The organism is Streptomyces sp. NPDC006208, from assembly GCF_040613775.1.
GTDB lineage: Bacteria > Actinomycetota > Actinomycetes > Streptomycetales > Streptomycetaceae > Streptomyces.
The window spans coordinates 80,260-102,877 of record NZ_JBEXSW010000005.1 but is presented as its reverse complement, the minus strand read 5'-3'; the positions used below and the strand labels follow the sequence as shown (position 1 = coordinate 102,877).

At 70.7% G+C, this 22,618-nt stretch carries 20 protein-coding genes; 3 read left to right on the top strand and 17 right to left on the bottom strand.

Annotation, left to right across the window (positions count from 1 at the left end; translation table 11 throughout):
* Positions 1 to 137 precede the first annotated feature (137 nt).
* The 15 genes from ABZ208_RS05425 to ABZ208_RS05355 all read right to left on the bottom strand — a co-directional run bounded on the left by ABZ208_RS05425 (position 138) and on the right by ABZ208_RS05355 (position 19,183).
* Positions 138 to 584, bottom strand: coding sequence for a nitroreductase family deazaflavin-dependent oxidoreductase (locus tag ABZ208_RS05425; RefSeq protein WP_356908254.1), 447 nt, complete (start codon positions 582 to 584; stop codon positions 138 to 140).
* Positions 585 to 631: 47 nt separating this feature from the next.
* Positions 632 to 826, bottom strand: coding sequence for a hypothetical protein (locus ABZ208_RS05420; RefSeq protein ID WP_328392960.1), 195 nt, complete (start codon positions 824 to 826; stop codon positions 632 to 634).
* A 106-nt stretch (positions 827 to 932) separates the two neighbouring features.
* Positions 933 to 1,805, bottom strand: a complete 873-nt coding sequence (locus ABZ208_RS05415; protein WP_356908338.1) for a phosphatidylinositol-specific phospholipase C/glycerophosphodiester phosphodiesterase family protein — start codon at positions 1,803 to 1,805, stop codon at positions 933 to 935.
* A 200-nt stretch (positions 1,806 to 2,005) separates the two neighbouring features.
* Positions 2,006 to 3,082 (bottom strand): acyl-CoA dehydrogenase family protein, encoded by a 1,077-nt coding sequence (locus ABZ208_RS05410; protein ID WP_356908253.1) that lies wholly within the window; start codon positions 3,080 to 3,082, stop codon positions 2,006 to 2,008.
* Positions 3,079 to 4,260 carry an acyl-CoA dehydrogenase family protein gene (locus ABZ208_RS05405; RefSeq protein WP_356908252.1) on the bottom strand — a complete coding sequence of 394 codons (1,182 nt, stop codon included), beginning with the start codon at positions 4,258 to 4,260 and terminating at the stop codon, positions 3,079 to 3,081. The genes ABZ208_RS05410 and ABZ208_RS05405 overlap by 4 nt, the downstream gene beginning before the upstream one ends.
* Entirely contained in the window at positions 4,257 to 5,225 is a 969-nt protein-coding gene (locus ABZ208_RS05400; protein WP_356908251.1) for an NADPH:quinone oxidoreductase family protein, read from the bottom strand. The genes ABZ208_RS05405 and ABZ208_RS05400 overlap by 4 nt, the downstream gene beginning before the upstream one ends.
* Before the next feature lie 231 nt (positions 5,226 to 5,456).
* Positions 5,457 to 6,698, bottom strand: a complete 1,242-nt coding sequence (locus tag ABZ208_RS05395) for a toll/interleukin-1 receptor domain-containing protein (protein ID WP_356908250.1) — start codon at positions 6,696 to 6,698, stop codon at positions 5,457 to 5,459.
* A gap of 5 nt (positions 6,699 to 6,703) precedes the next feature.
* Positions 6,704 to 9,634 carry a hypothetical protein gene (locus ABZ208_RS05390; protein WP_356908249.1) on the bottom strand — a complete coding sequence of 977 codons (2,931 nt, stop codon included), beginning with the start codon at positions 9,632 to 9,634 and terminating at the stop codon, positions 6,704 to 6,706.
* Complete coding sequence (locus ABZ208_RS05385; protein WP_356908248.1) at positions 9,631 to 10,683, bottom strand: hypothetical protein; 1,053 nt, start codon at positions 10,681 to 10,683, stop codon at positions 9,631 to 9,633. Before ABZ208_RS05385 ends, ABZ208_RS05390 begins: the two co-directional genes overlap by 4 nt.
* Positions 10,680 to 11,579, bottom strand: coding sequence for a MoxR family ATPase (locus ABZ208_RS05380; RefSeq protein ID WP_356908247.1), 900 nt, complete (start codon positions 11,577 to 11,579; stop codon positions 10,680 to 10,682). The genes ABZ208_RS05385 and ABZ208_RS05380 overlap by 4 nt, the downstream gene beginning before the upstream one ends.
* A 56-nt stretch (positions 11,580 to 11,635) precedes the next feature.
* On the bottom strand, positions 11,636 to 14,368 hold the full coding sequence (locus ABZ208_RS05375) for a TIR-like protein FxsC (RefSeq protein ID WP_356908246.1): 2,733 nt from the start codon (positions 14,366 to 14,368) through the stop codon (positions 11,636 to 11,638).
* 138 nt (positions 14,369 to 14,506) lie between these two features.
* A complete protein-coding gene (locus tag ABZ208_RS05370; protein ID WP_356908245.1) occupies positions 14,507 to 15,397 on the bottom strand; it encodes a DUF4231 domain-containing protein in 891 nt (296 codons plus the stop codon).
* 117 nt (positions 15,398 to 15,514) lie between these two features.
* Positions 15,515 to 16,273 (bottom strand): PIG-L deacetylase family protein, encoded by a 759-nt coding sequence (locus ABZ208_RS05365; RefSeq protein ID WP_356908244.1) that lies wholly within the window; start codon positions 16,271 to 16,273, stop codon positions 15,515 to 15,517.
* Positions 16,274 to 16,302: 29 nt separating this feature from the next.
* The gene (locus ABZ208_RS05360) at positions 16,303 to 17,601 is read right to left on the bottom strand and encodes an alpha/beta fold hydrolase (RefSeq protein ID WP_356908243.1); all 1,299 of its coding nucleotides are present in this window, start codon (positions 17,599 to 17,601) and stop codon (positions 16,303 to 16,305) included.
* Positions 17,602 to 17,695: 94 nt separating this feature from the next.
* The gene (locus ABZ208_RS05355) at positions 17,696 to 19,183 is read right to left on the bottom strand and encodes a cellulase family glycosylhydrolase (RefSeq protein WP_356908242.1); all 1,488 of its coding nucleotides are present in this window, start codon (positions 19,181 to 19,183) and stop codon (positions 17,696 to 17,698) included.
* A gap of 199 nt (positions 19,184 to 19,382) precedes the next feature.
* Here ABZ208_RS05355 and ABZ208_RS05350 point away from each other — a divergent pair, with 199 nt between their 5' ends.
* Both ABZ208_RS05350 and ABZ208_RS05345 read left to right on the top strand, forming a co-directional pair.
* Positions 19,383 to 19,814 carry a protein phosphatase gene (locus tag ABZ208_RS05350; RefSeq protein WP_356908241.1) on the top strand — a complete coding sequence of 144 codons (432 nt, stop codon included), beginning with the start codon at positions 19,383 to 19,385 and terminating at the stop codon, positions 19,812 to 19,814.
* Between the two features lie 91 nt (positions 19,815 to 19,905).
* Positions 19,906 to 20,877 carry an acetylxylan esterase gene (locus ABZ208_RS05345; RefSeq protein WP_356908240.1) on the top strand — a complete coding sequence of 324 codons (972 nt, stop codon included), beginning with the start codon at positions 19,906 to 19,908 and terminating at the stop codon, positions 20,875 to 20,877.
* Positions 20,878 to 20,980: 103 nt separating this feature from the next.
* Here ABZ208_RS05345 and ABZ208_RS05340 read toward each other — a convergent pair whose 3' ends face one another.
* Positions 20,981 to 21,415, bottom strand: coding sequence for a VOC family protein (locus ABZ208_RS05340; RefSeq protein ID WP_356908239.1), 435 nt, complete (start codon positions 21,413 to 21,415; stop codon positions 20,981 to 20,983).
* A gap of 74 nt (positions 21,416 to 21,489) precedes the next feature.
* Here ABZ208_RS05340 and ABZ208_RS05335 point away from each other — a divergent pair, with 74 nt between their 5' ends.
* A complete protein-coding gene (locus tag ABZ208_RS05335; RefSeq protein ID WP_356908238.1) occupies positions 21,490 to 22,092 on the top strand; it encodes a TetR/AcrR family transcriptional regulator in 603 nt (200 codons plus the stop codon).
* Between the two features lie 41 nt (positions 22,093 to 22,133).
* On the opposite strand, the gene ABZ208_RS05330 is transcribed toward ABZ208_RS05335, so the two are convergent.
* Entirely contained in the window at positions 22,134 to 22,544 is a 411-nt protein-coding gene (locus ABZ208_RS05330) for an SHOCT domain-containing protein (RefSeq protein ID WP_356908237.1), read from the bottom strand.
* Positions 22,545 to 22,618 lie beyond the last annotated feature (74 nt).

Here is a 22,618-nt window from a genome sequence, read left to right as displayed (position 1 = left end):
GCCCGCGACGACAGCTACGGCACCTCGCTGTGTTGTCGGAGTCGCCCGAGTACGTCCAGCACGAGGGCGATCCTCCGCCCTGCGATGCACCGCATCTGACGCCGCGGGCTGATCCTCGAAGATCGCCCGGACAGGGCCTAGGCCGACGACGACGCCTGCTCCAGGACGAACACGGGGATCTCACGGTCCGTCTTCTCCTGATAGGCGGCGTAGTCGGGGAACGCGGCAACCGCGCGCTCCCACCACAGCGCCTTCTCGTCCCCGCTCACCTCGCGGGCGGTCATGTCCTGGCGCACCGGACCGTCCTGAAGTTCGACATGCGGGTCAGCGACGACGTTGTGGTACCAGACGGGGTGCTTCGGCGCGCCACCGAGCGAGGCGACGACCGCATAACGTCCGTCGTGCTCCACCCGCATGAGCGGGGTCTTGCGGATCTTGCCGCTCTTGGCGCCGCGGGTGGTCAGCACGATGACGGGCATGCCCCGCATCGTGGTGCCCTCGGTGCCGCCCGAGCTCTCGTACAGCTCGACCTGGTCACGCACCCACTGCTCCGTACTCGGCTCGTACTCACCCTTGAGAGGCATGTTCTGCTCCAGCCGTCGATCGAATTGGACATCCTGCGTACGTCAGGTCAGGGCTTGAGGCTGCCGACGACGCTGGCGGTGGCGGCGATGCCTTCCTGGATGCTCGGCGCCATGCTGGTGCCGGCGAGGAAGAAGCCGAGCAGGGCGCAGACCACCGCATGAGTCATCTTCAGTCCGCCGTTTCGCAGAAAGATCACTGCGAGCACCAGCAGGAACAGCACCAATGAGATCGAAATGGCCATCGCCAACCTCCTTTGCCGCGCCGGGAATGCGGCATTCGGCGGCCAGTGTGGCGTAGGCGAGGGCCCGTACGGCCGACTGGCGTGTCCGCCGAACGGGTGACTGTGCTCAGCGGTCGTGGACGCGCAGGAAGCTTTCCAGACCGGCGAGGTCGTCCGTGTTCAGATGGTCGACGCCGGCGGCCAGCAGCTCCCGCCACAGCGCGTCGCGCGCCGACCCCGGCACATCGGGGGTGGCCCAGAAGCGGACGCGCCGGCCACCGTGGTGGGCGGTGCGGACCAGCTCGTGCAGCTTGTCCCGCTCCGCGGCCGGAAAGGGGCCGGTGCCGAGCCAGCTGAAGCTCTGCGTCCAGTTGCTGGAGATCAGCGGAATGAAGGAGGCGGGGGCCGGCTCTCCGGCGGCCAGATCATCGAGGCGTCCGTCGTAGAACGCGTACCGCACGGACTGGGCCTCCATGGGGACCCGGGCCGCGCGGTCGCCGGAGACGACAGGGGTGACGGCGCCCATGCGGACGTGCCCGTGGGCGTACCGGCTCAGCATCTGCCGGTAGGAGCGCAGTTGGAGGTCGAGTTCCAGGTAGGCGTTGACACCGTCGGTCTTGATGTCGATCAGCAACTGGACGGGGTGGCGGTAACCCCGGTGCACGCAACCGTGGTTGGCGCGCACGCGGGCGAGCAGCGGGTCGAGGTACAGAGAGCGCAGAGTGCGGGTGGGGTCGAGCTGGGCCGGCTCGTGGGCGACGAGCAGGTCCCCGTTCACCAGGAAGATGTCGGCCTCGACACTGGTGAAGCCGTGCGACAGGGCGTCGTACAGGGGCCTTTGGTGCAGATAGTCGTTGTGGGCGTGGGCCCGGCGCAGCGGCTTGGGACGGGGGGTGCGGTCACTTCGCTCCACGGCTCCGGCCTGGGCACGCAGGGCGACGGCGCCTGCGAGTGCGGCGGTGAGAGCGGTGACGGCTCTGCGGCGGCTGGTCAGCACGATGATGCCTCCTGGCTCTGTGGGTCGGGAGGGACATCGGCGAGTATCCGCCGGGACGGCCGTCAACCGGCAGGGGGACGTGCAGAGTTCGGCCATCTGTCACGTGGTGGTGAACTCACAGCGCCCCGGAGACGCACGAAGGCCGCCGCACCGTCGGGCGGTGCGGCGGCCCTTGCCTGTGGTGAAGGCGCGGTGCGGCGCGGTTACGGGGCCTGGAGACCGACGAGTTCGGCCAGTGTCTCCTTGTGCCGGCCGGGCGTGCCCAGGGTGATCTCGGCGGACTTGGCGCGCTTGAGGTACAGATGCGCGGGGTGCTCCCAGGTCATGCCGATGCCGGCGTGCAGTTGCACGCACTCCTCGGCCGCGTGCACCGCGACCCGGGAGCAGTACGCCTGCGCCACGGACACCAGCAGCGCGGCCTCCGCGCTGCTGGTGGCGAGCGCGTCGGCGGCGGCCCGGGCGGCGGCCCGCGCCGAGACGACCTCGAGCCACAGCTGCGCCATCCGGTGCTTGAGCGCCTGGAAGGAGCCGATGGGCCGGTTGAACTGGTGGCGTTCACGGGTGTGGCGGACGGTCTCCTCCAGGCACCATTCGGCGACACCCAGTTGCTCGGAGGCGAGCAGTCCGGCTCCGGCGAGCAGACCGCGGCGTACCGCGGTCTCGCCGGTCGCCGCGTCCGCGAGGCGGGTGCCGCCGGCGCCGGTGGAGACGGCCGCGAGCGGACGGGTCAGGTCGAGCGCGATCTGCGGCTCCACGGTGACCTGTGAACTCTCCACCGCGTACAGGCCGTCGGGCCTGAGCACCAGGAACACATCGGCGTTCACCGCGTCCGCGACACCACTGGTCCGATCGGCGCCCCACGGCAGCGGGCCTTCCGAGGAGGCGGCGAGCGGCACGGCGAGCACGGCGGTGCGGCGACCGGTGGCCAGCGCGCCGAGCAGCTCGGCGACCTCGGCCGTCTCGGTGTCGAGCGCGAGCAGCGTCTCGGTCGCGATCACGGAGCTGGTCAGAAAGGGCGCCGGGACGACGCTGCGGCCCAGTTCCTCCAGCACGACGGCGGCCTCGCGGTGGCTCGCTCCCTGGCCGCCCAGTTTCTCGGGCACCAGGAGACCGGCCGCGCCGACCTCGGCGGCCAGGGCCTTCCACAGCTCCGTGTCGTACGGCGTGCCGCTCTCGGCCCGGCCCGCGACCAGGGCGGCCGGGTCGGCACGGGCGGTGAGCAGGGAGCGTACGGCGGCCCGCAGGTCGCTCTCGGCCTCGGAGTAGAGCAGATCAGTCATCGCGCGAGATCCTTCCAGGCGATGTCCTTGTCGCTGCGTGGCTCGGCGGGCAGGCCGAGGACGCGCTCCGCGACGATGTTCAGCAGCACCTCGCTGGTGCCGCCCTCGATGGAATTGCCCTTGGAGCGCAGATACCGGTAGCCGGCCTCACGCCCGGTGAAGTCGACGAGTTCGGGTCGGCGCATGGTCCAGTCGTCGTACAACAGCCCCTCCTCGCCGAGGAGTTCGACCTCCAGACCGCTGATCTCCTGGTTGAGACGGGCGAAGGCGAGCTTCATTCCGCTGCCCTCGGGGCCGGGCTGACCGGCGACGAGCTGCTGGCGCAGCCGCTCACCGGCGAGCCGGGAGACCTCCGCCTCGACCCACAGGGTCAGAAGTCGCTGGTGCAGGTCATGGGTGCGCAGTTCGGGACGCTCGCGCCAGGTCTGCGCGACCGGGCCGATCATGCCGCCCTCGCGCGGCAGGCGCATGCCGCCGATGGAGACGCGTTCGTTCATCAGGGTGGTCTGGGCGACCTTCCAGCCCTGGCCGACCTCACCGAGCCGGTGCGCGTCGGGAATGCGCACGTCGGTGAGGAAGACCTCGTTGAACTCCGCCTCGCCGGTGAGCTGGCGCAGCGGGCGCACCTCGACACCGGGGTCGGTCATGTCGCAGATGAAGTACGTGATGCCCTGGTGCTTGGGCAGGTCGGGGTCGGTGCGGGCGATGAGGATCGCCCAGCGTGCGACATGGGCGCTGGAGGTCCAGACCTTCTGCCCGTTGACGACCCACTCGTCGCCGTCGCGTACCGCCCGGGTACCGAGGGCCGCGAGGTCGGAGCCGGCGCCGGGCTCACTGAACAGCTGGCACCACACCTCCTCGCCGGTCCACAGGGGCCTCAGGAAGCGCTGCTTCGCCTCTTCGGAGCCGTACGTGAGGATGGTGGGGGCGGCCATGCCGAGCCCGATGCCGATCCGGCGCGGGTCGTTGTCGGGCGCGCCCGCGGCGGTCAGCTCGGAGTCCACGACGGCCTGCAGGGCGCGCGGCGCGCCGAGGCCGCCGAGGCCCTGCGGATAGTGCACCCAGGCCAGTCCTGCGTCGAAGCGGGCCCTGAGGAAATCGCCCCGGTCTGTCTCGGCGGGCGGATGGGCGGCAAGCAACTTCTGGGCGCGGGTGCGCAGTTCCGCGGCGTCGGTCATCGGGTCACCTCCGGGGGAAGTACGACGAGGCGGCCGGTGGTCGTGCCGTCGGCCACCCGCTGGACGGCGTTCGCGGCGTCCGTGAAGGCGACGCGCTCGCTGATGAAAGGCTTGATCAGGCCCTTGGCCGCGTACTCGGTCAGCGTCTCGTGGCAGTGCACGATCGAGGCCGGGTCCTTGACGGCGTACAGGCCCCAGTGCAGCCCGACGATCGAGTAGTTCTTGACCAGGGCGTGATTGAGAGCGGGCGCGGGGATGTCACCGCTGGCGAAGCCGACGATCACGATCCGGCCCTCGAAGGCCACGCACTTGGCCGACTTGGCATACGCGTCGCCGCCCACCGGGTCGTAGACCACGTCGGCGCCGCGGCCTCCGGTCGCCTCCTTCACGGCGGCGACGATGTCCTCGCTGCGCCGGTCGATGACGACGTCGCAGCCGAGTTCGCGGGCCACGGCCGCCTTCTCCGCTCCGCCGACGACACCGATCACGGTGGCTCCGGCGGCCTTGCCGAGCTGTACGGCGGCGCTCCCGACGCCGCCGGCGGCCGCGTGGACGAGAAGCGTCTCGCCCTCCTTGAGGCCGGCGCGGCGGTGCAGTCCGAACCATCCGGTCTGGTAGCCGATGTGCAGCGCTGCCGCCTCGGCGTCGTCGAGTGCTTCGGGTGCGGGCAGCAGCGCGGCCCGGTCGGCAACGACGTACTCGGCGAGCCCGCCGTGCGGCAGGGCCGGGTTGGCGATGACGCGCCGGCCGTCCTCGGTCTCGCCACAGATCTCCACCCCGGGGGTGAAGGGCAGCGGCGGCCGGATCTGGTAGTGCCCGCGGCACAGCAGCGCGTCGGGGAAGTTGATGTTCGCGGCCCGGACCTTGATCAGCGTCTGCCCCTCGCCGGGCGTGGGCCGGTCCGCCTCTTCGAGCGCCATCACCTCGCCCGGCTCGCCGTTCCGGTGCACTCGCCATGCCTGCATTTCGGAGCCTCCACAAACCGTAGGCGGTACTCACTGGACCGCATACTAAGCGGTCGCTTGCCCATGCGGAACCCCCGCCCCGGCCCCACGTCACGGTGGGCGAGCAGCAGTCCCGGCCACCCTTGCCACCCGCAGGACGCCCGGCTGCCACGCAAGGGAGCATGGCCGCGGGCAGCCGCATGCGATCCTGCCGGCGCGCCCCGCGGATCACCCCCGCAGCGGCCCCTTCGTCTACCGCCGGTACTTCCGGTGCGTCATCACCATGTCCTTCTCCTGGCTCGGCGTCAGCGTCTCCAGGAACATCGCCCGGTCGGACCGCCGGCCGTCCCCCGCCTGCGGGTGCGCGAAGACGAACAGCAGCCGGGGGAACTCGCCGAGCAGACGGTGGATCAGCTCGGGGTCCGGCGCCTGGTGCAGCACGATCGTGAAGGGACCGGATTCTTCCTCGTGCTGCAACAGCAGCTCGCGCATCTCCACCTCGTCGCATCCGAAGCCCATCGCGACCTCCGACGCCAGGACGTCCCGGATCTCGGCGATCAGTCCGTCGATGAATCCAGACCCGTCCTGCCGCGGCACCGGCTTGCGCAGCACCCAGGGTTCGGGCACCTCACTCGCCCTGCGTACATACATGTCCGGGGTTTCGTTGAGCGCCGACTGCAGAAAGGCCACCCGCTCGCCCGGGGCACATCCCAGACGGCGCAGTTGATCCGCCGCCTGTTTCGGGACACGGGCGAAGGGGACGACAAGGTCGACTATCTCCTCGCGGTGCTCCTTGGTCCTCACCTGCGGCAGGAAGTTCTTCAGCGCCAGCCTCATGGCGCAGCTCTCACCGAGCCTGTGCACCGGTCGCTCCGTCAGCAGACCCTGCGCGACGACGTAGCGTGAATGATCACGCGCGTAGGCCAGCGTGGCAACGCCGAGGATCTCGGCGGTGCGTTCCAGCGCGGCGTCGGAGACCTCGGAGATACGGCCGGCGATGAAATCTGTCACCTGGGGATACGGCAGGCCGCCGAGTCGTTCCACGAGGGGCCGGAGAGTCCGGGCGATCTTCGCCGACGGGACTCCCGGCCCGGTCTTCCAGTCGATCATGTCGAACCGGCCGAGGTTCTGCTTGCCGAGCATGCTCGCGGGAAGCTCGCTGCGTCGCACGCCCGGCAGTGTGACCGGCAGGATCAGGAAGGCTTCGTCACTGCCGGCGCGCTCCGCCGCGGCGACGATCGCCTCCTCCATCACGTGGTAGGAGCTCAGGGCGTGCGGGGACAGCAGGATGATCATCCCGTGGCAGTGCTTGATCTCCTTCAGGAGCTCGCTGTTCCAGTCGTTCCCTCCGCTCAGCACCCGCTTGTCGACCACGGGATCGCAGCCCAGTTCCTTGACATGCGCCTCCAGCGCATCGAGATGGTGCCGGCACGTGCATCCCTGCTGGGGCGTGCACGGGGAGCTGTGGCTGAGGAAGAGCCTGGGACGTACCATCGCCGCTACTCCTCACGGCCGAGGGCACGGGCGGCGGGCAGCAGCCGGAGCCAACGGACACCGGCGGTGGGAATCGTCACCGACATGTCCGTGGAACAGTCGATCGCGGTGCCGTCGAGCAGATCGAGCAAGCGTCCGCTCTCCCCTCTGCGGCCGAAATCGCTCAGGCTCATGGTCACCGTCTCGGTCTCCGACCCCGCGTTCACGAGACACACGATCGTCTCGTCGCCGTGGGTGCGCCGCACGCCGAGAACCATCGGCTGTCCGACGAAGTGCAGGACATGTCCGCTGCCTCGGGACAGCGCGAGGTGGTTGCGGCGCAGTTGCAGCAACACGGCCACGGCCGGTTCTTCGACCAGGGACAGCGGGAGCACGGGGCAACCCGGCAGACTGAGCAGCACAGCGGCGGCAAGCTGCCGCTGCGCCCCTTCGAGGCCCGCCGCCGGCGCATATCCCCACTGGGCACCGGGACGCGCCGTGCGCAGGGAGGACAGGGCTCTGGTCAGGTCCGGACCGAACGAGGTGGGGTCGTAGGCTCCCAGGTTCCGGTTGCGGATGCCGCGGCCGAGGGTCTCGTCCAGCGATGTCAGGACCACGTGGCAGGCCGCTTCGGCTTCGTCCGGGTCGCCGAACGCCCGGGTCGCGGCGAGCGGTGCGAGCGCTGCGGATCTCCCCACCAGGACTCGGTCACCGTAGCCGTCCAGGAGGTGGCGCAGGTCGTCGAGGACTCCCGGTTCCACGGAGCGGTCCGCGACACGCACTCCGTCGAGATCCCGGTCGAGCCACCGGCGTACGGAGTCGAGCACCCTGGCGGCCGTCACGTCCGGGTCCCGGTCCATGTTCAGTTCCATGACGATGTGCACGCCGTACCGGTGCGCCACGCCGATCAGGTCGGCGAGCGCCGCCGTGGCCTCACCGGAATCAGGCACGCCCGCTTCGAGCGTCCCGCCGTCGGCCGACAGGCGGAAAGGCCCCACGACAAGGCATCGCACCCCGGACCGGGCCGTGCCCTCCATCCCCGCCGCCAGCTCGCGCAGCCCCGTCCCGGTCGTCGCCTGAGGAGCAAGCGCCATGACACATCCACGGATCCACTCGGGCGCACCGTCGGTGGCGGCCGGCGCCTCGACGTCCGGGGTGATGACATAGCGTCTGCCGTCCTCGGTGCTCAACTCCACCGGACCGCCGGTGCCCGAGACCGCCCACTCTCCGGTGTCCAGTGCGAAGACCCCGTAGGCGGGGAACGCGAGCCGCACCTCCCGCGGGGGATGTGCGGTAGGTCCGATGGGCCACAGCAGCAGTCGCGCGTCCCCTCCGGCCGCCGCGACCTGCCGGCCGTCCCCGCTCACGGCCAGCCCGGTCACCTGCCACGGAGCGCTGCCGACCGGCGCCACGATGCCGGCCGCGGTGGCCGACGCGTACTGCACACTGCCGTCGGCCATGGCCCAGACGATCAGCCGGCCGTCCGGCGAGCCGGTCACCGCGGTGACGTCGCGCGCAAGGAGCAGCTGCCCCGATCCCCCGTGCCCTTCGAGGGGAGCCCCGCCGTGAAGCCACAGGTTCCCCGATCCGTCGAGGAGCGCGAGGTGGCGCCCCCCGGGCGTCCACCACAGCGCACGCGCCGTCGTCGCCTGCTCGTTCGTGAAGGTCCCGCCCTCCGAGAGGCTCGTGTCGGACCGCCGTAACTGGAGCGCCGAGCCTGAGGTGTAGGCCTGCACCAGTCCCGCTCCCGCCTCGACGGGAAAGTGCACACGGCAGGCCTCGGCTCCTTCCGGACGGCTGATTCCCGACGTCTCGCCGGGGGTCAACCGGTACTGCCCCACCTTGCCCTGCTCCACCCAGGCGACATGGGTACCGTCGGCCGACAGCGTCAGGGAGCTGCGCGGCGCGCCGTCCGGCGCGGCGGGAATGCGCAGCACCTCCGTGCCGTCCACGGCATGCAGCACGATCGTCCCGTCCTCCAGCAGCATCCCGTAGCGCGTCCGCCGGCCGTCGGCCACCGCGGGTACGCCGGCCGCGACAGCCACCACGGCCGCCCCGGCGTGCGAGATGGACAGCGTCGGCACACCGTCGTCACGGAGGCGCTGCACCACCGTGAAGGGCAGATGAATCTGCTGGTTCCGGTGCAGCTCAAGCCGTACGGGCGGCGCCGCCGGCACCGGTGTGAGGGCGCTGGCCGCAGCGAGCCGTACCTTGCGCACACCGACCGCGCGAACGGGCCGGGACTCGTCGGCGGGCGGAAAGCTGAGCACGAGGCCGTCGGACCGGGCCGACACTCCGACCGGCACATCGCGCTGCACCAGTCCCCTGGCCTCCGCCGTGGACGTCGCCGGCCGGCCGAAGGGGTCATGAGGCGGCTCCAGGCCGAGCCGTTCCGAGGAAGCCACCTGGATCCGCCAGGCGGCGTCGTGCCGCTGCACCCCGGCAGGCAGCCGCGGCAGGTAGTGCAGCGCCCAGCGTCCGAGGTCGTCGGCGGCATCACCGGTCGATGTCACCGCGTCCAGCGCCCGCTCGAGATGGCGCACGACCTCTCGGCGCGTGGCGGGCGACGGGAAGAGATCCGCCCACAGGAGTTCCTCGAACCAGCGGGTCATCGGCGGTGCGTCCCGGTGCGCTTCCGCCGTGAAATCCCTTACGTCCTCGACGTGCCGGGACGGTCGGCGGGCAAGCATCCGCCGCAGCACCGCCGCCGCTTCGGGGTCAAGGAGCAGCGTCTTCTCGCCGGCTGCCTCCACCAGGGGCGAGAACCACAGTTCCGCCTCGAGGCCCGCGGTGGACCGCGGCAGGAAGCGGAGCCTCGCCCGCCGCAGGAAGGCACGTTCCACCCCGGCTGCCAGGGAGAGGCACTCGGCGAGTTCGACGAGTTCGGGCCGGATCTTGCCGAGATCGGCGATGTACTCCTCCATGCCCCTGCTCGGCATGTCCCCCTCGGCGGTCACAGCCGCTCCAGCCATCGCCGTACGCCCGATGTCGCCTGCCGGGCGTGTCGCAGCGAGATACTCCGGTCGAACGGGATGAACGCCACTCTCCTGCGCAGCGCCGCTGTGTAGTCGGCGGGCTCGTACGGCGTCAGACACACGACCGGGCACCCCGAGTGAAGCACCACGTCGATGAATGCCCGCCATTCCTCGGGACCGGCAGTGGAGACGCCCGCGAACGGCGGACGCATACGGCCGAGGTCCGAGAACAGGACGACCGGGGTGCCCGGCAACGGAGGCCGGTAGCGCTCCCGCACCAGTGGGCCGCGTCGTACGACGCCCCTGCCAGGCGTCCCCCGGAACCGCAGCACCTCGACGCGGTCCCGGCCGGCAATGCTTCCCACCAGGTCATGCACCCACGTGCGGTCGTCCTGGAACGGGGCCATGCCCGCACCATGGTCCAGCAGAAGCTGGGCGCCGCGCCGCGTACTGAGCCGCTGCCGGCGCGGTACGGCACGCAGCGCCTCCCTTCGCGCGACCTTCCGCAGGAGGGCCGACTGGTCGAGCTCGCGGCTCTCGACGGACGTGGAGACCGTGGCGAACATGATGCCTCGCGCCCAGTCCGGCTTCCACGGCGGCTCATGCGCCGGCTCGGCGGCCACCCTGGTGCGTCGCAGGAGGTCCGCACCCTCGCCGGGTTGATGGCCCTCCGGCGGCGAAGCCGTCGCCCCCCGCAGTCCGCCGAGAGACGTGACGGAGAAGCCGACCGACCGCTCGGTGAGCCTGCCCGCCTCCCCGGGCAAGGCTTTGGGCACAGCTCTGGACGGAAGTACGACCGCTTCAGGGAACGCCGTCACGGGATCGTCCGCACCGGCCGACGACGGGCCGGACGGCCGGACGGCCGGGGGATCGGCCGATGGACTCCCCTGGCCTTGCCGCGGGTTGACGGTGTCCCTGCTCCGCTGGCCGAGCATTTCGGCCATGCGCAGCGCAGTGGCCGGGTCCCGCGGCCGCAGTTCGGCCAGAGCACGGACGAGGTCGCCGAGGCACACCTCTCCCCGTGCACTCATTTGGCGGGCTCCAGCCCCTCGCGTCGCTTGCGCAGGGTGACCGCTTCCAGCGTCTCCCACTCCGGTGTGCCCGGTACGACGCCCAGTTGCTGGCTGGCCTTGAGCGCGTCGAGGAACTCGGCGGTGCTGGGGCCGGCCGCGGAGTCCTCCAGCCGGGCACGTACCGAGAGGATGTGACCGGCGACCTGCTCGGCGAGCTCCTCCTCGTACAGCTCTCCCAGATGGGACCTGGCCACCCTCAGAAGATGGTCGGTGCTCGGCGCACCGAGCTCGAAGACGATACAGCGCCGCAGAAAGGGCCGGGGCAGTTCGCGCTCGTCGTTGGTGGTGATGACGACGAGCGGGGCCCGCTCGGGTCTGATCGACACGGCGTGCTCCTCGTCCCAGGGGAGGGGGAACGAGAGGGAACCGAGCGGCCCCAGAAGGCTGTTGGGCAGGTCGGGGTCGGCCTTGTCGATCTCGTCGATCAGCACGACGGAGCGCTTGGTGTCACCGGCGGCGAACGCCCTCCAGAGAGGGCCCCGCGTGTAGTAATGCTCGATGCTCGGAGCCAGCATCTTGGCCTGGGCGTCATTGAGGCGCTTGAGCGCGTCGAATCGCCACAGCAGGTCCTCGGGCTCGGTCCTCGCGGTCACGACATGCGCGTGGTAGTCCCAGCCGAGGATCCGCGCGACATTGGGAGCCAGCGACGACTTGCCCGAGCCCGGGGGCCCGAACAGGAGCAGCGGACGGCCCGTCTTGAGCGCGACGTTCACCGCCAGTACGACCTCGTCGTCGTCGAAGACGTACACCTCGTCGTCCGCCGCGTACCGTGCGGCGCCGTCGGCCGGACCCTCCACGCCCCCGGCCTCCTGGGCGTCGGCCCCGGGGTCGAACTCCTTGTCGTACTGCAGCACACGACCCTCCCTGGCGGCGAGATCCCGTCCCTCATTCTGCCCTGCGCCAACTGCTCTCACCGGGTGATCCGGACACCCGTCAGAACGGTCACGCCCGGCAGCCTGCCCCTCCAGCCCGACCGATCGAAGCGGCCGCCTGCCGTCGGGAGACAGAGCAGTCGCAGCCGGGGTGCGGACGCCAGTCCGGCGAGAACGTCCGCTTCGGGGACCGGGGAGATCTCGAGGAACATCACCCCTGAGCCGGCCAGCGCCGTCAGGTCTGCGAGAGGGCAGTCGGACACGCTGAGGGTGCGCAGCCTCGGCAGGCCGGTGAGGCTGCCGAGATGGGACAGGGCCGGGTTGTCGGAGATCACCAGCGTGTGCACGAGCGGCAGCAACCGGAATGCGGAGAAGTCGGTGAAGTCGCCCCGGCACACCACACGTTGCACGCTGCTCCCCAGGCGGGCGATCTCACCCCGCTCCTGCGTGCCGGTCAGCTCCAGGGTTCGCACGGTGGGGGCCGGCGTGCCCTTCTCGACCGACCACGAGTCCACCAGGACGGACGCGGCGAACGGCCGAGAGGAACGGGGACCGATCTGCCCGTCGTCGGGGACCGATGACGGCATGAGCGACGCGAGCCGGCTGATGTAGACCTGTGCCTCGTTGCCGCCGATCAGCTCGGCCGTGCGGATGAGCCGAGGCAGCGCGGGATGATCCGCGTCGAGATCTTCGGGGCCCGGCAGCAACTCCAGGACGATGGGGCCCACTTCGGCCAGCGCGGCCGCTTCGTCTTCCGTGCGGGGCGGAATGAGCTGTCCGATCCGCTCCTCGACCGCGCCGCGTACGGCCGGTTCCAGTTCCACCATGTCCGTCAGCGACACTGCCGCCAGGACCAACAGACGGGTTCTGTTCTCCGGTTCCTGGTCGCCACGGTTCAGGATGGCCTGGAACATCGAGAAGCGGTCACGCCGCGTGGCGTGGCCGAGCGCCAGGCGGACGACGTTGTGCCACTGGTCGTCGTCGGCACGGGCCACCAGTTCCGAGAGCGCGCCGGTGTCGACGGCTTCCCGCGCGGCCAGATAGTCCTGGAACGAGCGGTGCAGGAAGCCGATCCCGTCCGGGGCGGACTCACGCAGGACACCGCTGCGGTTCAGCAGATGCTGCAGGACCTGTTCGGCATCCCCCTGAGCACCGACGCGCGCGAGAGAGGGGAGGGTTCGTTGGACGAGATCGACGGCCTGACGCCGGTCGAGTTCGCTCCGGCCGTTGCGCTGCAGCCAGATCGCGAGGCTCTGCAGCAGCACCTGGTGCGATTCCCTGTCGAGTTCCAGTGCGTCCGGGCGAAGGATCCGCCGCTCCCGGTCCCTTCGGTCGAGCAGCATCGACAGGGCCGCGTCGTAAAGGTGTGCGCGGTCCGACGGCAGCAATCCGCCGCGCTGGTCGTGGAGTGCGCAGATCAGACCGCACAACAGGGGGCTCGTGACCAGGCTGCGCAGTTCCGCCTTGCTCGTGACAGCGTCGAGGAGAGGCTCCAGAGGTGCTCGCTGCGCGCTTTCGGACGTGGCATCGTGCCACCGGCTGATCAACAGCCGGGCATCGTCCAGGGTCAGCGGAGCAAGTGCGAACTCGGTGAAATCCATGTCCGCCGGCCACGCTTCCTGGACCGCGGACGGGCGGGACGTCACGACGCACCGAGTGTCCGGATACGCTGCGAGAAGGTCCGCGAGCCAGAGCCGGACGCCGTCCCGTTCCGCCTGGTCCACCTCGTCGAGGCCGTCGACCAACAGCATGCCCCGGCCTGCCGCCAGCACCCGTTCGGCCCATCCCGAGGGCGGTTCGGCAGCGGCGACCGAGCCGACGGCGTCGAGGAACTGCGCGGGATCGGGCAGCGCGCCGCCGTCGCGCACGAGCTTCCGCACGGGGAGCAGGAAGGGCACGTACGGTCCGTGCGCGTGGACCGCCAACCATTGCAGCAAGGTCGTCTTGCCTGAGCCCGGGGCACCGCGCAGCATCACACGACGGCGGTCCGACTCGAAGAGCTGTTCCGCGGGAACCCGCGCTCCGTCCTCCTCCGGACCGATGGCCGTCAGTTCGGCGTAGACCGCGGACAGCGGCATCCCAGCCGCCTGTCCCGCGTCAGCGCCGAAGATGTGGACCCTGCCGTGACGGGCGGCAACGGCGGCCAGGTAGCTGCGTTCGAAACCGTCGTCGTCGGCGAGCTCGACCGGAAAGCATGCCTTGACCGCCGAGATGTCGAAACTGTCGGGCATCGAGGGGAGGGCGAAGTGGTCCGCCGCGGACCGGACCCTCTCGGCGATGGACCGCACCACATGCCGGTACTCGGCGCTCTCCGGGTCGGACCGCATCAGGTGGAGAAGACCGTGCTCGAGATAGGTGCGGCCCATGCTCAGGTCCGCGTACTGGATGGCCTGCACCTCCTGCGGCAGCAGCCGTGCCGGCACCGGCTCCCAGATCACCGGTACGAGGGCATGCGGCCACACATCGGTCTCGTCCCGATAGCGGGCAAGCCTTCCGGCGAAGGCGCTCCACTCCTTGCCGCAGTATTCGCTGCGGAAGTAGGACGGTGAGTAGAGGGCGACCAGCGTCCTGCAGGAACCGATGGCCCGGCTCAGCCCCTGCAGCCAGTCCGCCCCCAGATGCAGACTCTCCGAGTCCCGGAAGCCGGGCTGCCGGCGCGAACCGGTGCCGGGCAGCTCCAGCACGCCCAGAAGGTCTTCGTAGAACCGCCGGACATAGGCCGTGCGGTCGTCCGACCTGGCGTAACTGAGAAAGAAATATGGGTAGTCCAAGGCACCCCCCGTGCCGACGCATCCTAGGTCGTACCCCACTCGGACAGACCCCAGACACCGCGAAACGGGCCATCCGGAGCCACGTCTTCGGCCGCCACGGCGGCCGGCGCCCCACGAGCGCGCTTTCCTGGACGGGCCTCAGCCCACGGTCCAGCGGATCATCCATGCCTCGTTCTGGATGGAGATGACGTGCTCGCACTCCGCCACCAGAGCCTCCGCGAGCTCGGGGGTGCGGACGGCATCGGCGTCCCAGCGGTCCAGCAGCCGCTCCAGTTCTTCCGCGGTGCGCATGAACTCCAGCTGTTGGTAGGCGTATCGCTGTGCGACGGCATGGGCGATCACGGCCACGGAGACCGAGGCGGCGACCGCGACCCAGCCGGCGAGCCAGCCGATGGAGAAGGCACCGGCGGCGGCCGCCAGCACCGCGCCGACTCCGCCGAGGACGGCTTCGATCCACCCGACCACACGCAGCCTTCGGGTCATCCAGCGGGCCTTGGGCCGGTAGTAGGAGTCGATCTGCCGCCGCAGCCGGTGTTCGACATAGGAGTCGATGTCCGTCACCGGCGGCAACGGCCTGACCTTGGCGGTGACCTCGGCCGTGTAGCGCACCAGGTCGCCGCCGTCGCCCCGGTACGCGCGGGACCGTTCCGCGAGGAGGGCACCGGTCTCCGCCGTCGCCCGGTAGGGACCGACTCCCGCGAGGCAGGTGTAGACCTCGGCCTTGAGTGCCTCGGAGACCGCTCGCAGCCGGGTCCAGTCGTTGAGGCGGCCGGGGCCGCCCCGCTGGGCGACGACCGGCACGGCGCCGGCGGCGCATGCGGCGGCGAAGGCAAGGACCGTGCCCACGGTGGGACTCCAGCCCATGGCCTGGGCCGCCGCCGTGCCCAGCACGGCCGCCGCGATGCCGAGAGCGAGGGACGCCGTGCGAGCGCCCTCGACCGACTTCTTGAGCTGGTCAGCGCTGCGCGACCAGACGCTCTGCTGGTCCCACACCTTGGCTATCGCCGAGTGCTCCTGGATCGCTGTCACGGAGCGATTCTGGACCGTTACGCAGCGCCGCGCAAAGGGTCGGCGCCCCGTCAGTTCACAGCCGTCACAGGTGAGTTGGGCGAGCCGTCCGCGTTCGCCCGGCCCACCCGCTCGCGCTCAGCGCCCGAACAGCTCGAACGTGACGGCCGGCCTGCCGCCGAAGCGCGCCGCCGCGGCCCGGGTGGCGCCGCCGAGGAACGTACGGCAGTACTTCTCCGGGTCCTGGTCCGTCAGCACCTCGAGATAGGTGCGGTGCTCCAGCAGGGAGCGCACGGCGCGGTCGAGGCCCGGGCCCGCGTCGACGGCGTGCGTGGGCGTGCTCGATCCGGCGACCGCCACCCACCGCACTCCGTTCCACGGCTCGAGGCCCTGTTCGGAGATGAGCTCGGGGAAGATCCACCGGTTTCCGGCGTCGGAGGCCGCATCCAGGGCCGCCCGGCCGACGGCCCGGTGGTCGGGCGTGTTCCAGGCCGTACCGCCCCAGGTGTCACGGTGATTGAGGGTGATCACCAGCTCCGGGCGGTGCCGGCGGACGGCAGCAGCGATGTCCCGGCGCAGCCGGGTCCCGTACTCGATCACACCGTCCTCGTGGTCCAGGAACTCCACGGTGGAGACGCCCACGACCGCGGCGCTCGCCAGCTGCTCGCGCTCGCGCAGCGGCGCGCATGTGGCCGGGTCCATGGTGTCGATGCCCGCCTCGCCCCGGGTGGCGAGAAGGTACACGACCTCCCGCCCGCCGTCGGTCCACTGCGCGACCGCGGCAGAGCAGCCGTACTCGAGGTCGTCCGGGTGCGCGACGACGGCCAGCGCGCGCTGCCAGTCGGCGGGCATCTCTTCGAGCTGCGGGGTTCCGTGATCGCTCGTCTGCTCGGTCATGGGCGCAGGATACGTTCCCTGACCGGCCGTCAGAGTTCGCCGCGGGCAAGGGACAGCAGCCGGTCGAGTACGCGCTGCCCGCCGGCGCGCACCCCGTCGTGCTCGTACTCGTCGGTGACCCAGGTGCGCAGCCCACGCACGGCGCGTGCGGTCCGCAGCGAGTGGGCCGTGTCGACGTACATGTCGTCGTGGTAGACCGCCGCGGCAACCGGCACCTGGTTCGCGGCGAGCCGCGCAGGGTCGTACAGCGGCTCCCAGTCGCTGCGGGCGGCCAGCAGTTCGGCGCACTCGTGCAGCGGGCGCAGCGTGGGGTCGACCTCGAAGTGCCAGGGGTGGATCGACTCGCCGGTGAACAGCAGCGGGCCGTCGCCGGACAGCGCCGCCCCCGCGTCGAACTGCGGGAACTCGGCCCGTACGCGCTCGGCCGCCCAGGCGGTCGCTGTGCCGCCCTGGGCGTAGATCGCCTCGTGGAGCGCGGCGTACAGCGGATGCCCGGCGAACGAGAGGACGGCGTGCACGGCCTCCTGGAAGGTGTCGGAGAGCTCATGGCCGGAACCTGTGCGCACGAAGGCGTCCTCGAGGAGATAGTGCAGCCGGTGGGTGCCGTCCTCGCTCCCGAGCAGGATCCCGAGGGACTGGAACGCCTCGTGCGTGAGCACATAGCCGCCGGGCAGCACGGTCTTGCGCTCGGCGAGGTGGACGGCGACACGCCGGACGCGCTCCACGTCCTGCGGGTAACGGTCGTAGTGGGCCTCGACCTTGCGCTGGATACGCGGATAGGCCGCCCGGTAGATGTCGTCGGCGTGGGCGTCGAGGGACGGCAGGCCGCCGGTGATCAGCACGGTGCGCAGCCCTTCCGGGGCGGCTCCCAGGTAGTGGGTCGCACAGAAACCGCCGAAGCTCTGGCCCAGTACGGTCCAGGGCGCTCCGCCCGTGAGCCGTGGCCGGATCGCCTCGCAGTCGCGCACGATGCTGTCGGCGCGGAAGAGCGCGAGATGGTCGGCCTGCGCCTGTGGCCCGCCCCGCTGAGGGAGCGTCTGACGGTTGAGCGGGGTGGAGCGGCCGGTGCCCCGCTGGTCCAGCAGCAGCACGCGGTAGTCCTGTACGGCCCGCCCGAGCCAGGCCTGTTTGCCGACGAAACGCCGGGCGCCATGGCCGGGACCGCCCTCCAGGTAGACCAGCCACGGCAGGTCGGCACCCGTGCGGGTGGCGGCGACGACCTCGCGCCCGTACAGCTCGATCTGTTCGCCGGCCGGGTTCCGGTGGTCGAGCGGGACGGTGAAGCGGCGGTCGGTGAGAACGACTCCGGGCTGGCGGTAGCTGGTCAATGCTGCTCCTGCTGCTGTTCCTGTACGCCCCCGCCCGCCCAGTGGATCACAGTCGGGGGCGGGGGCGCAGCAGGGCCGGCGGGCGGATCGGCGCTCAGCCGAGCGGCGCGTCAGCGGTCAGGAACCGGTCCGGCGTACGGATCCGGTCGCGCACCCACACACCGGCGGGCTTCAGCGGTCCGGTGCCGGTCCAGGGTCCGTTGCCGTCACAGGTGCCGCTCTTGAAGACGGCTCCGGAGCGGGAGTCGTCGGAGTAGTTCCAGTTGACCCAGCTGATCTTCTTGCTCGCCATCAGATCGAGGTACTTCTGGGCCTGCGTGAAGTTGTTGCCGCCGTCCCCCGATGCGGTCTGGGTGCCGAACTCCGTGACGAACATGGGGAGTCTGTCGGCGGCACGGGACAGGGTGTTCAGATACTCGGAGCCGTGCGAGGCGGCGTAGAAGTGGAAGGTGTACATGATGTTGGCCGCGTTGACGGGATTGTTGACGATCTCGGTCTCGTCCGCGCCCTCCGAGACACCGAGTGAGGACCAGGCGCGGGTGCCGACGAGGATCGGGGTGTCCGGGTCGCTCTGCCGGATGACCGGGATGAGCTGCTCGGCGTAGCTCTTGATCCGCGACCAGCTCACGCCGCTGGGCTCATTGGCGATCTCGTACAGCAGGTTGTTCTTGCCGCCGTGGCGCTGCGCGATCTCCGTGAAGAAGGTCTTGGCGCGGGCGAGGTTGTGGTGCGGGTCGCCCGGGGTGAGCATGTGCCAGTCGACGAGGGCGTACATACCGCGCGCGGTGGCCTGTTCGATGATCGAGTGCACGAGGTCCGTGAATCTGCGCGGATCACTCTCGTAGCCGCCCTCCTGGATGTACATGGAGATGCGCAGCACATCAGCGTTCCAGTCGGTGGCCAGTGCGTCCAGCGAGCCGCTGGTCACGCACTGGCTGTACCACTGCAGTCCGTGGGTGCTCATGCCGCGCAGCTGGACGGGGCTGCCCCCCTGGTTGCAGAGCTTGGTGCCGCAGACCCTGAGCTGTCCGTTGACCTCGACGGGGGTACGGCCGCCGGGGGCAGGGGAGATGTCCACGGCGAGATTGTCCACGTTCGGGCCGCCGTTCGCAGTGGTGGCGGTGGCCCGGACGGTGTTGGAGCCGGCCTTGAGGGTGGTGGTGACCGTCGCTGTGGACCAGGACGTCCAGGCGCCGGTGCCGGTGAAAGCCCTGTCGTCGGCGGTGAGTACGCCGTTGACGGCGATGTCCATCGGGCGGTTGGCGGTGGCGCCGTTCGCGTAGCGGAAGGTCAGCGTGGCGGTGCCCGCCCGGGCGGCGGTGACCGTCCACTGGACGTGACTGCCGCTGGTGTTGTGGTAGTTGACGAACCCGCTGCCGGTGTAGCCGGCGTGATCGGACTCGACGAGTCCTTGGGTGACCGTCGCGTCCTCGGCCTCGTAGGTGACGGCGACCGCGGGCGCGGGCGCGGCGGACGTGGGGGTGGCCGGGGCCGCGGGGGCGGCGGTGAGGCCGAGGAGCAGGACGGCGGTGAGGGCGCCGACGCTGCCGAGGGGGCGTAGCCGTAACCGTGCCGGTCTCATGGGGGTCTCCGTTGGCTGGGCGGACGGGGCCGGGCTGTGCCGAGGGATCGGCCCACTGATTGGAAGTAAAGTTTCCTAACCAAATGGAATAGCAGCGTCCGAGCCCCTCGGCAAGGGCCGGGACACAAAGCCCTCACGCTCGCGGCACGGGCGGTCGCGGCCCGCGCGTGCCGTCCCGGACGCCGCGTACCGTGGGCGTGTGAGCGAGTCATGGGAACCTGACGACATCGGCGTGTTGCGGCTGCCCTCGGGACGGGCAGTGCGCGGGCGGGCGTTGCGGCGGCCGTTGCCCTCCGGGGCGGCGCCCGCATTCGCCGTGCATCTGCTCGGGCGCCGGCCGCCGGAGGTCTCCTGGGATTCACGCTGGCTGCGCTGGCCGGACTTCTGGTTGCCCGGCGATCACGCCGAGGCCCGTGAGGTTCTCGGCGAGGCCTGGGAGCGCGCCGGCTCCGAGCGGGTGGAGATCGCCTGCGGTGGCGGCCGAGGACGGACAGGAACCGCCCTCGCGTGTCTCGCCGTCCTCGACGGGGTAGCCGCCGAGGACGCCGTGGCGTACGTGCGCCGGCACTACGACCGCCGGGCCGTGGAAACCCCCTGGCAGCGGCGGTATGTACGCCGCTTCCCCGGCTGAGCGCCTCCGGCGCGCCGAGCGCGCGGCGGTGGCCGACCGTGTTGACCTGCTCACCCGTCCCGTGCGATCCAAGGCTCAAAGGCGGTTACCCATGGCCCTGTTCGACCTGCCCATCGATGCGCTCCGCACCTACCGCAGCCGCTCCGCGGAGCCCCAGGACTTCGACGCGTTCTGGACGAAGACACTCGACGCCGCCCGCGTGCACGACCTCGGCGCCCGCTTCGAGCCGGTGGACTGCCGGCTCTCCTCCGTGGACGTGCACGACGTGACCTTCGCGGGATTCGGGGGCCACCCCGTCAAGGGCTGGCTCGTGCTGCCCGCCGGCACGCGCGAACCGGTGCCGGTGGTGGTGGAGTTCCTCAGCTACGGAGGGGGGCGCGGCCTCCCCCACACCCATCTGCTGTGGGCGTCGGCCGGGTTCGGCCACTTCGTGATGGACACGCGCGGCCAGGGCAGCAACTGGACGACGGGCGACACGCCCGACCCGGTGGGCAGCGCCCCCGCCCTCCCCGGCTTTCTGACCCGCGGCATCGAGGACCCGCACGAGTTCTACTACCGCAGGTTGTTCACGGACGCTGTCCGCGCCGTCGAGGCGGCCCGGGCGCATCCGCTGACCGACGCCTCGCGGACCGCGGCCGTGGGGAGCAGCCAGGGCGGCGGCATCACGCTCGCGGTCGGCGGGCTGGTTCCCGATCTCGCGGCGATCGCGCCCGACGTGCCGTTCCTGTGCGACTTTCCGCGCGCCACGACACTCACCGACCGTCACCCGTACCGGGAGGTGGGCGAATACCTCAGGACGCACCGGGGCCGGACCGAACAGGCCGCGCGCACGCTGGCGTACTTCGACGGGGTGCACTTCGCGGCGCGCGGCCGGGCGCCCGCGCTGTTCTCGGCCGCGCTCGAGGACCAGACCTGCCCGCCGTCGACCGTGTTCGCCGCGTTCAACGCGTACGCCCATGAGGACAAGCACATCGAGGTCTACGACTTCAACGACCACGAGGGCGGAGGCCCGTTCCAGGAAGCGGCCCAGCTGCGATGGCTGCCCGGCCGGCTGAACGCCTGACACCTGCCCGCTCACGCCGCGGCCGTCCTGTTCGAAGGCGGCCCGGAGGAACAGCCCGGAACGGGCCCGCATCGCCGGCCGGTGTACGGACGGGTGGTGGAAGCTACTGGCCGGCTTGAGGGGCGACGTACTGCTCGGCGAATTCCCCGGACGGTGCGATCGGCGTGATGACGTCGATCAGCACCCCGTCGGGGTCGGCGATGATGAAGTGCCGCTGCCCGAAGTCCTCGCTGCGAATCTCCAGCTCGGGCTTCAGCCCCGCGAGGACGACCAGGCGCTCCCACTCCGCATCCACGTCGGCCACTTCGAAGTTGAGAAGCATGCCCTGCACCGGGACGCGGTAGCCCTCGGGCAGGGTCGGGTGGGTGTGGTCGAGGAGCGCGAGCTCGTACGGCACGGGCCCCGGGTGCTTCAGGCTGACGTACCAGTCGGCTTCGAAGGTCGTCTCGAAGCCCATGAGCCCGGTGTAGAAGGTGCGGGACTCCTGGAGGCGGGAGGTGCAGATGACGGGATAGAAGCTGGTCAGCACGGAGCTCATTCCTTTTCGCGTACCATCGGTATGCGAATAAGGCTATTGGCGTACCACCGGTATGTCAACGGAGGGAGAGCGGTATGCAGGGCACCACCAGGGCGCAGCAGCGTGAGCAGACCAGACAGGCCCTGCTGCGCGAGGCAAGGCGCCTGTTCGCGGCGGTGGGCTACGGCGGGGTCGGTCTCCCGGAGATCGTCGGCGCGGCCGGGGTCACCAAGGGCGCGCTCTACCACCACTTCGACAGCAAGGCCGCACTGTTCCGCGCCGTGCTGGAGCAGGTGCAGCAGGAGGTGGGCCGGCGGGTCGCCGCGGCCGCGGATGCGCAGGCCGACCCCTGGACCCAGCTGACCGCCGGCTGCCAGGAGTTCCTCACCGCCGCCACCGATCCCGACATCCAGAGGATCATGCTGGTCGACGGTCCCTCCGTGCTCGGGTGGACCGAGTGGCGCGCCCTGGACGAGGCCGCCTCGGCCCGCCACCTGGCCGAGGCGCTTGCCGCCCTGGTCGAACAGGGTGTCATCCCGCGCCAGCCGGTCGTCCCGCTGACCCATCTGCTCTCCGGCGCCATGAACGAGGCGGCCCTGTGGCTGGCCGCGTCCGCAGGCCCGACGGACCTGGACGACACCAGGACCGCCCTGTCACGGATGCTGGAGGCACTGCGCGCAGGCCCGTCGCCGGGGTGACCCGGGCGACGGGTGCGCCTGCCCGCCGGCCTCCGCGCGGATCACTGCAGGAGTTTCGCCTTGGCCTGCTGGAACTCTTCCTCCGTCAGGTCGCCCTTGGCCTTCAGCTCCGACAGCTTGGCAAGCTCCTGCGCACTGCCGCCGCCACCGCCCGCGGTTTCGCGGATGTAGGCGTCCATGGCCTGCTGCTGGTCCTTCGCCGCCCTGAACTCACGCTGGCCCATGCCCTTGCCGCGGGCTATCACGTACACCAGCACGCCCAGGAACGGCACGATCACCACGAACAGCAGCCACGCGGCCTTGGCCCATCCGCTCATGTCGTGGTCACGGAAGATGTCGATGATGATCCGGAACAACAGCATGAGCCACAGGACCCAGAGAAAGATCCACATCACGGTCCAGAACGCGCCGAGAACCGGATAGTCGTACGCCAGCAAGACGTGGCCGTCCATCGCATTCCTCCTGCCATGCCCGGCCGACACGAGAAGTCGGCTCGCTATCAGCGTCCCCGCTCCCGTCGTCGGCT

Excerpts from the sequence above, each read along its gene's own strand:
- ABZ208_RS05365 (WP_356908244.1), bottom strand. The coding sequence starts at position 16,273 with ATGACCGAGCAGACGAGCGATCACGGAACCCCGCAGCTCGAAGAGATG.
- ABZ208_RS05420 (WP_328392960.1), bottom strand. The coding sequence starts at position 826 with ATGGCCATTTCGATCTCATTGGTGCTGTTCCTGCTGGTGCTCGCAGTG.
- ABZ208_RS05355 (WP_356908242.1), bottom strand. The coding sequence starts at position 19,183 with ATGAGACCGGCACGGTTACGGCTACGCCCCCTCGGCAGCGTCGGCGCC.
- ABZ208_RS05400 (WP_356908251.1), bottom strand. The coding sequence starts at position 5,225 with ATGCAGGCATGGCGAGTGCACCGGAACGGCGAGCCGGGCGAGGTGATG.
- ABZ208_RS05425 (WP_356908254.1), bottom strand. The coding sequence starts at position 584 with ATGCCTCTCAAGGGTGAGTACGAGCCGAGTACGGAGCAGTGGGTGCGT.
- ABZ208_RS05345 (WP_356908240.1), top strand. The coding sequence starts at position 19,906 with ATGGCCCTGTTCGACCTGCCCATCGATGCGCTCCGCACCTACCGCAGC.
- ABZ208_RS05410 (WP_356908253.1), bottom strand. The coding sequence starts at position 3,082 with ATGACTGATCTGCTCTACTCCGAGGCCGAGAGCGACCTGCGGGCCGCC.
- ABZ208_RS05395 (WP_356908250.1), bottom strand. The coding sequence starts at position 6,698 with ATGGTACGTCCCAGGCTCTTCCTCAGCCACAGCTCCCCGTGCACGCCC.
- ABZ208_RS05335 (WP_356908238.1), top strand. The coding sequence starts at position 21,490 with ATGCAGGGCACCACCAGGGCGCAGCAGCGTGAGCAGACCAGACAGGCC.
- ABZ208_RS05405 (WP_356908252.1), bottom strand. The coding sequence starts at position 4,260 with ATGACCGACGCCGCGGAACTGCGCACCCGCGCCCAGAAGTTGCTTGCC.
- ABZ208_RS05330 (WP_356908237.1), bottom strand. The coding sequence starts at position 22,544 with ATGGACGGCCACGTCTTGCTGGCGTACGACTATCCGGTTCTCGGCGCG.
- ABZ208_RS05340 (WP_356908239.1), bottom strand. The coding sequence starts at position 21,415 with ATGAGCTCCGTGCTGACCAGCTTCTATCCCGTCATCTGCACCTCCCGC.
- ABZ208_RS05385 (WP_356908248.1), bottom strand. The coding sequence starts at position 10,683 with ATGAGTGCACGGGGAGAGGTGTGCCTCGGCGACCTCGTCCGTGCTCTG.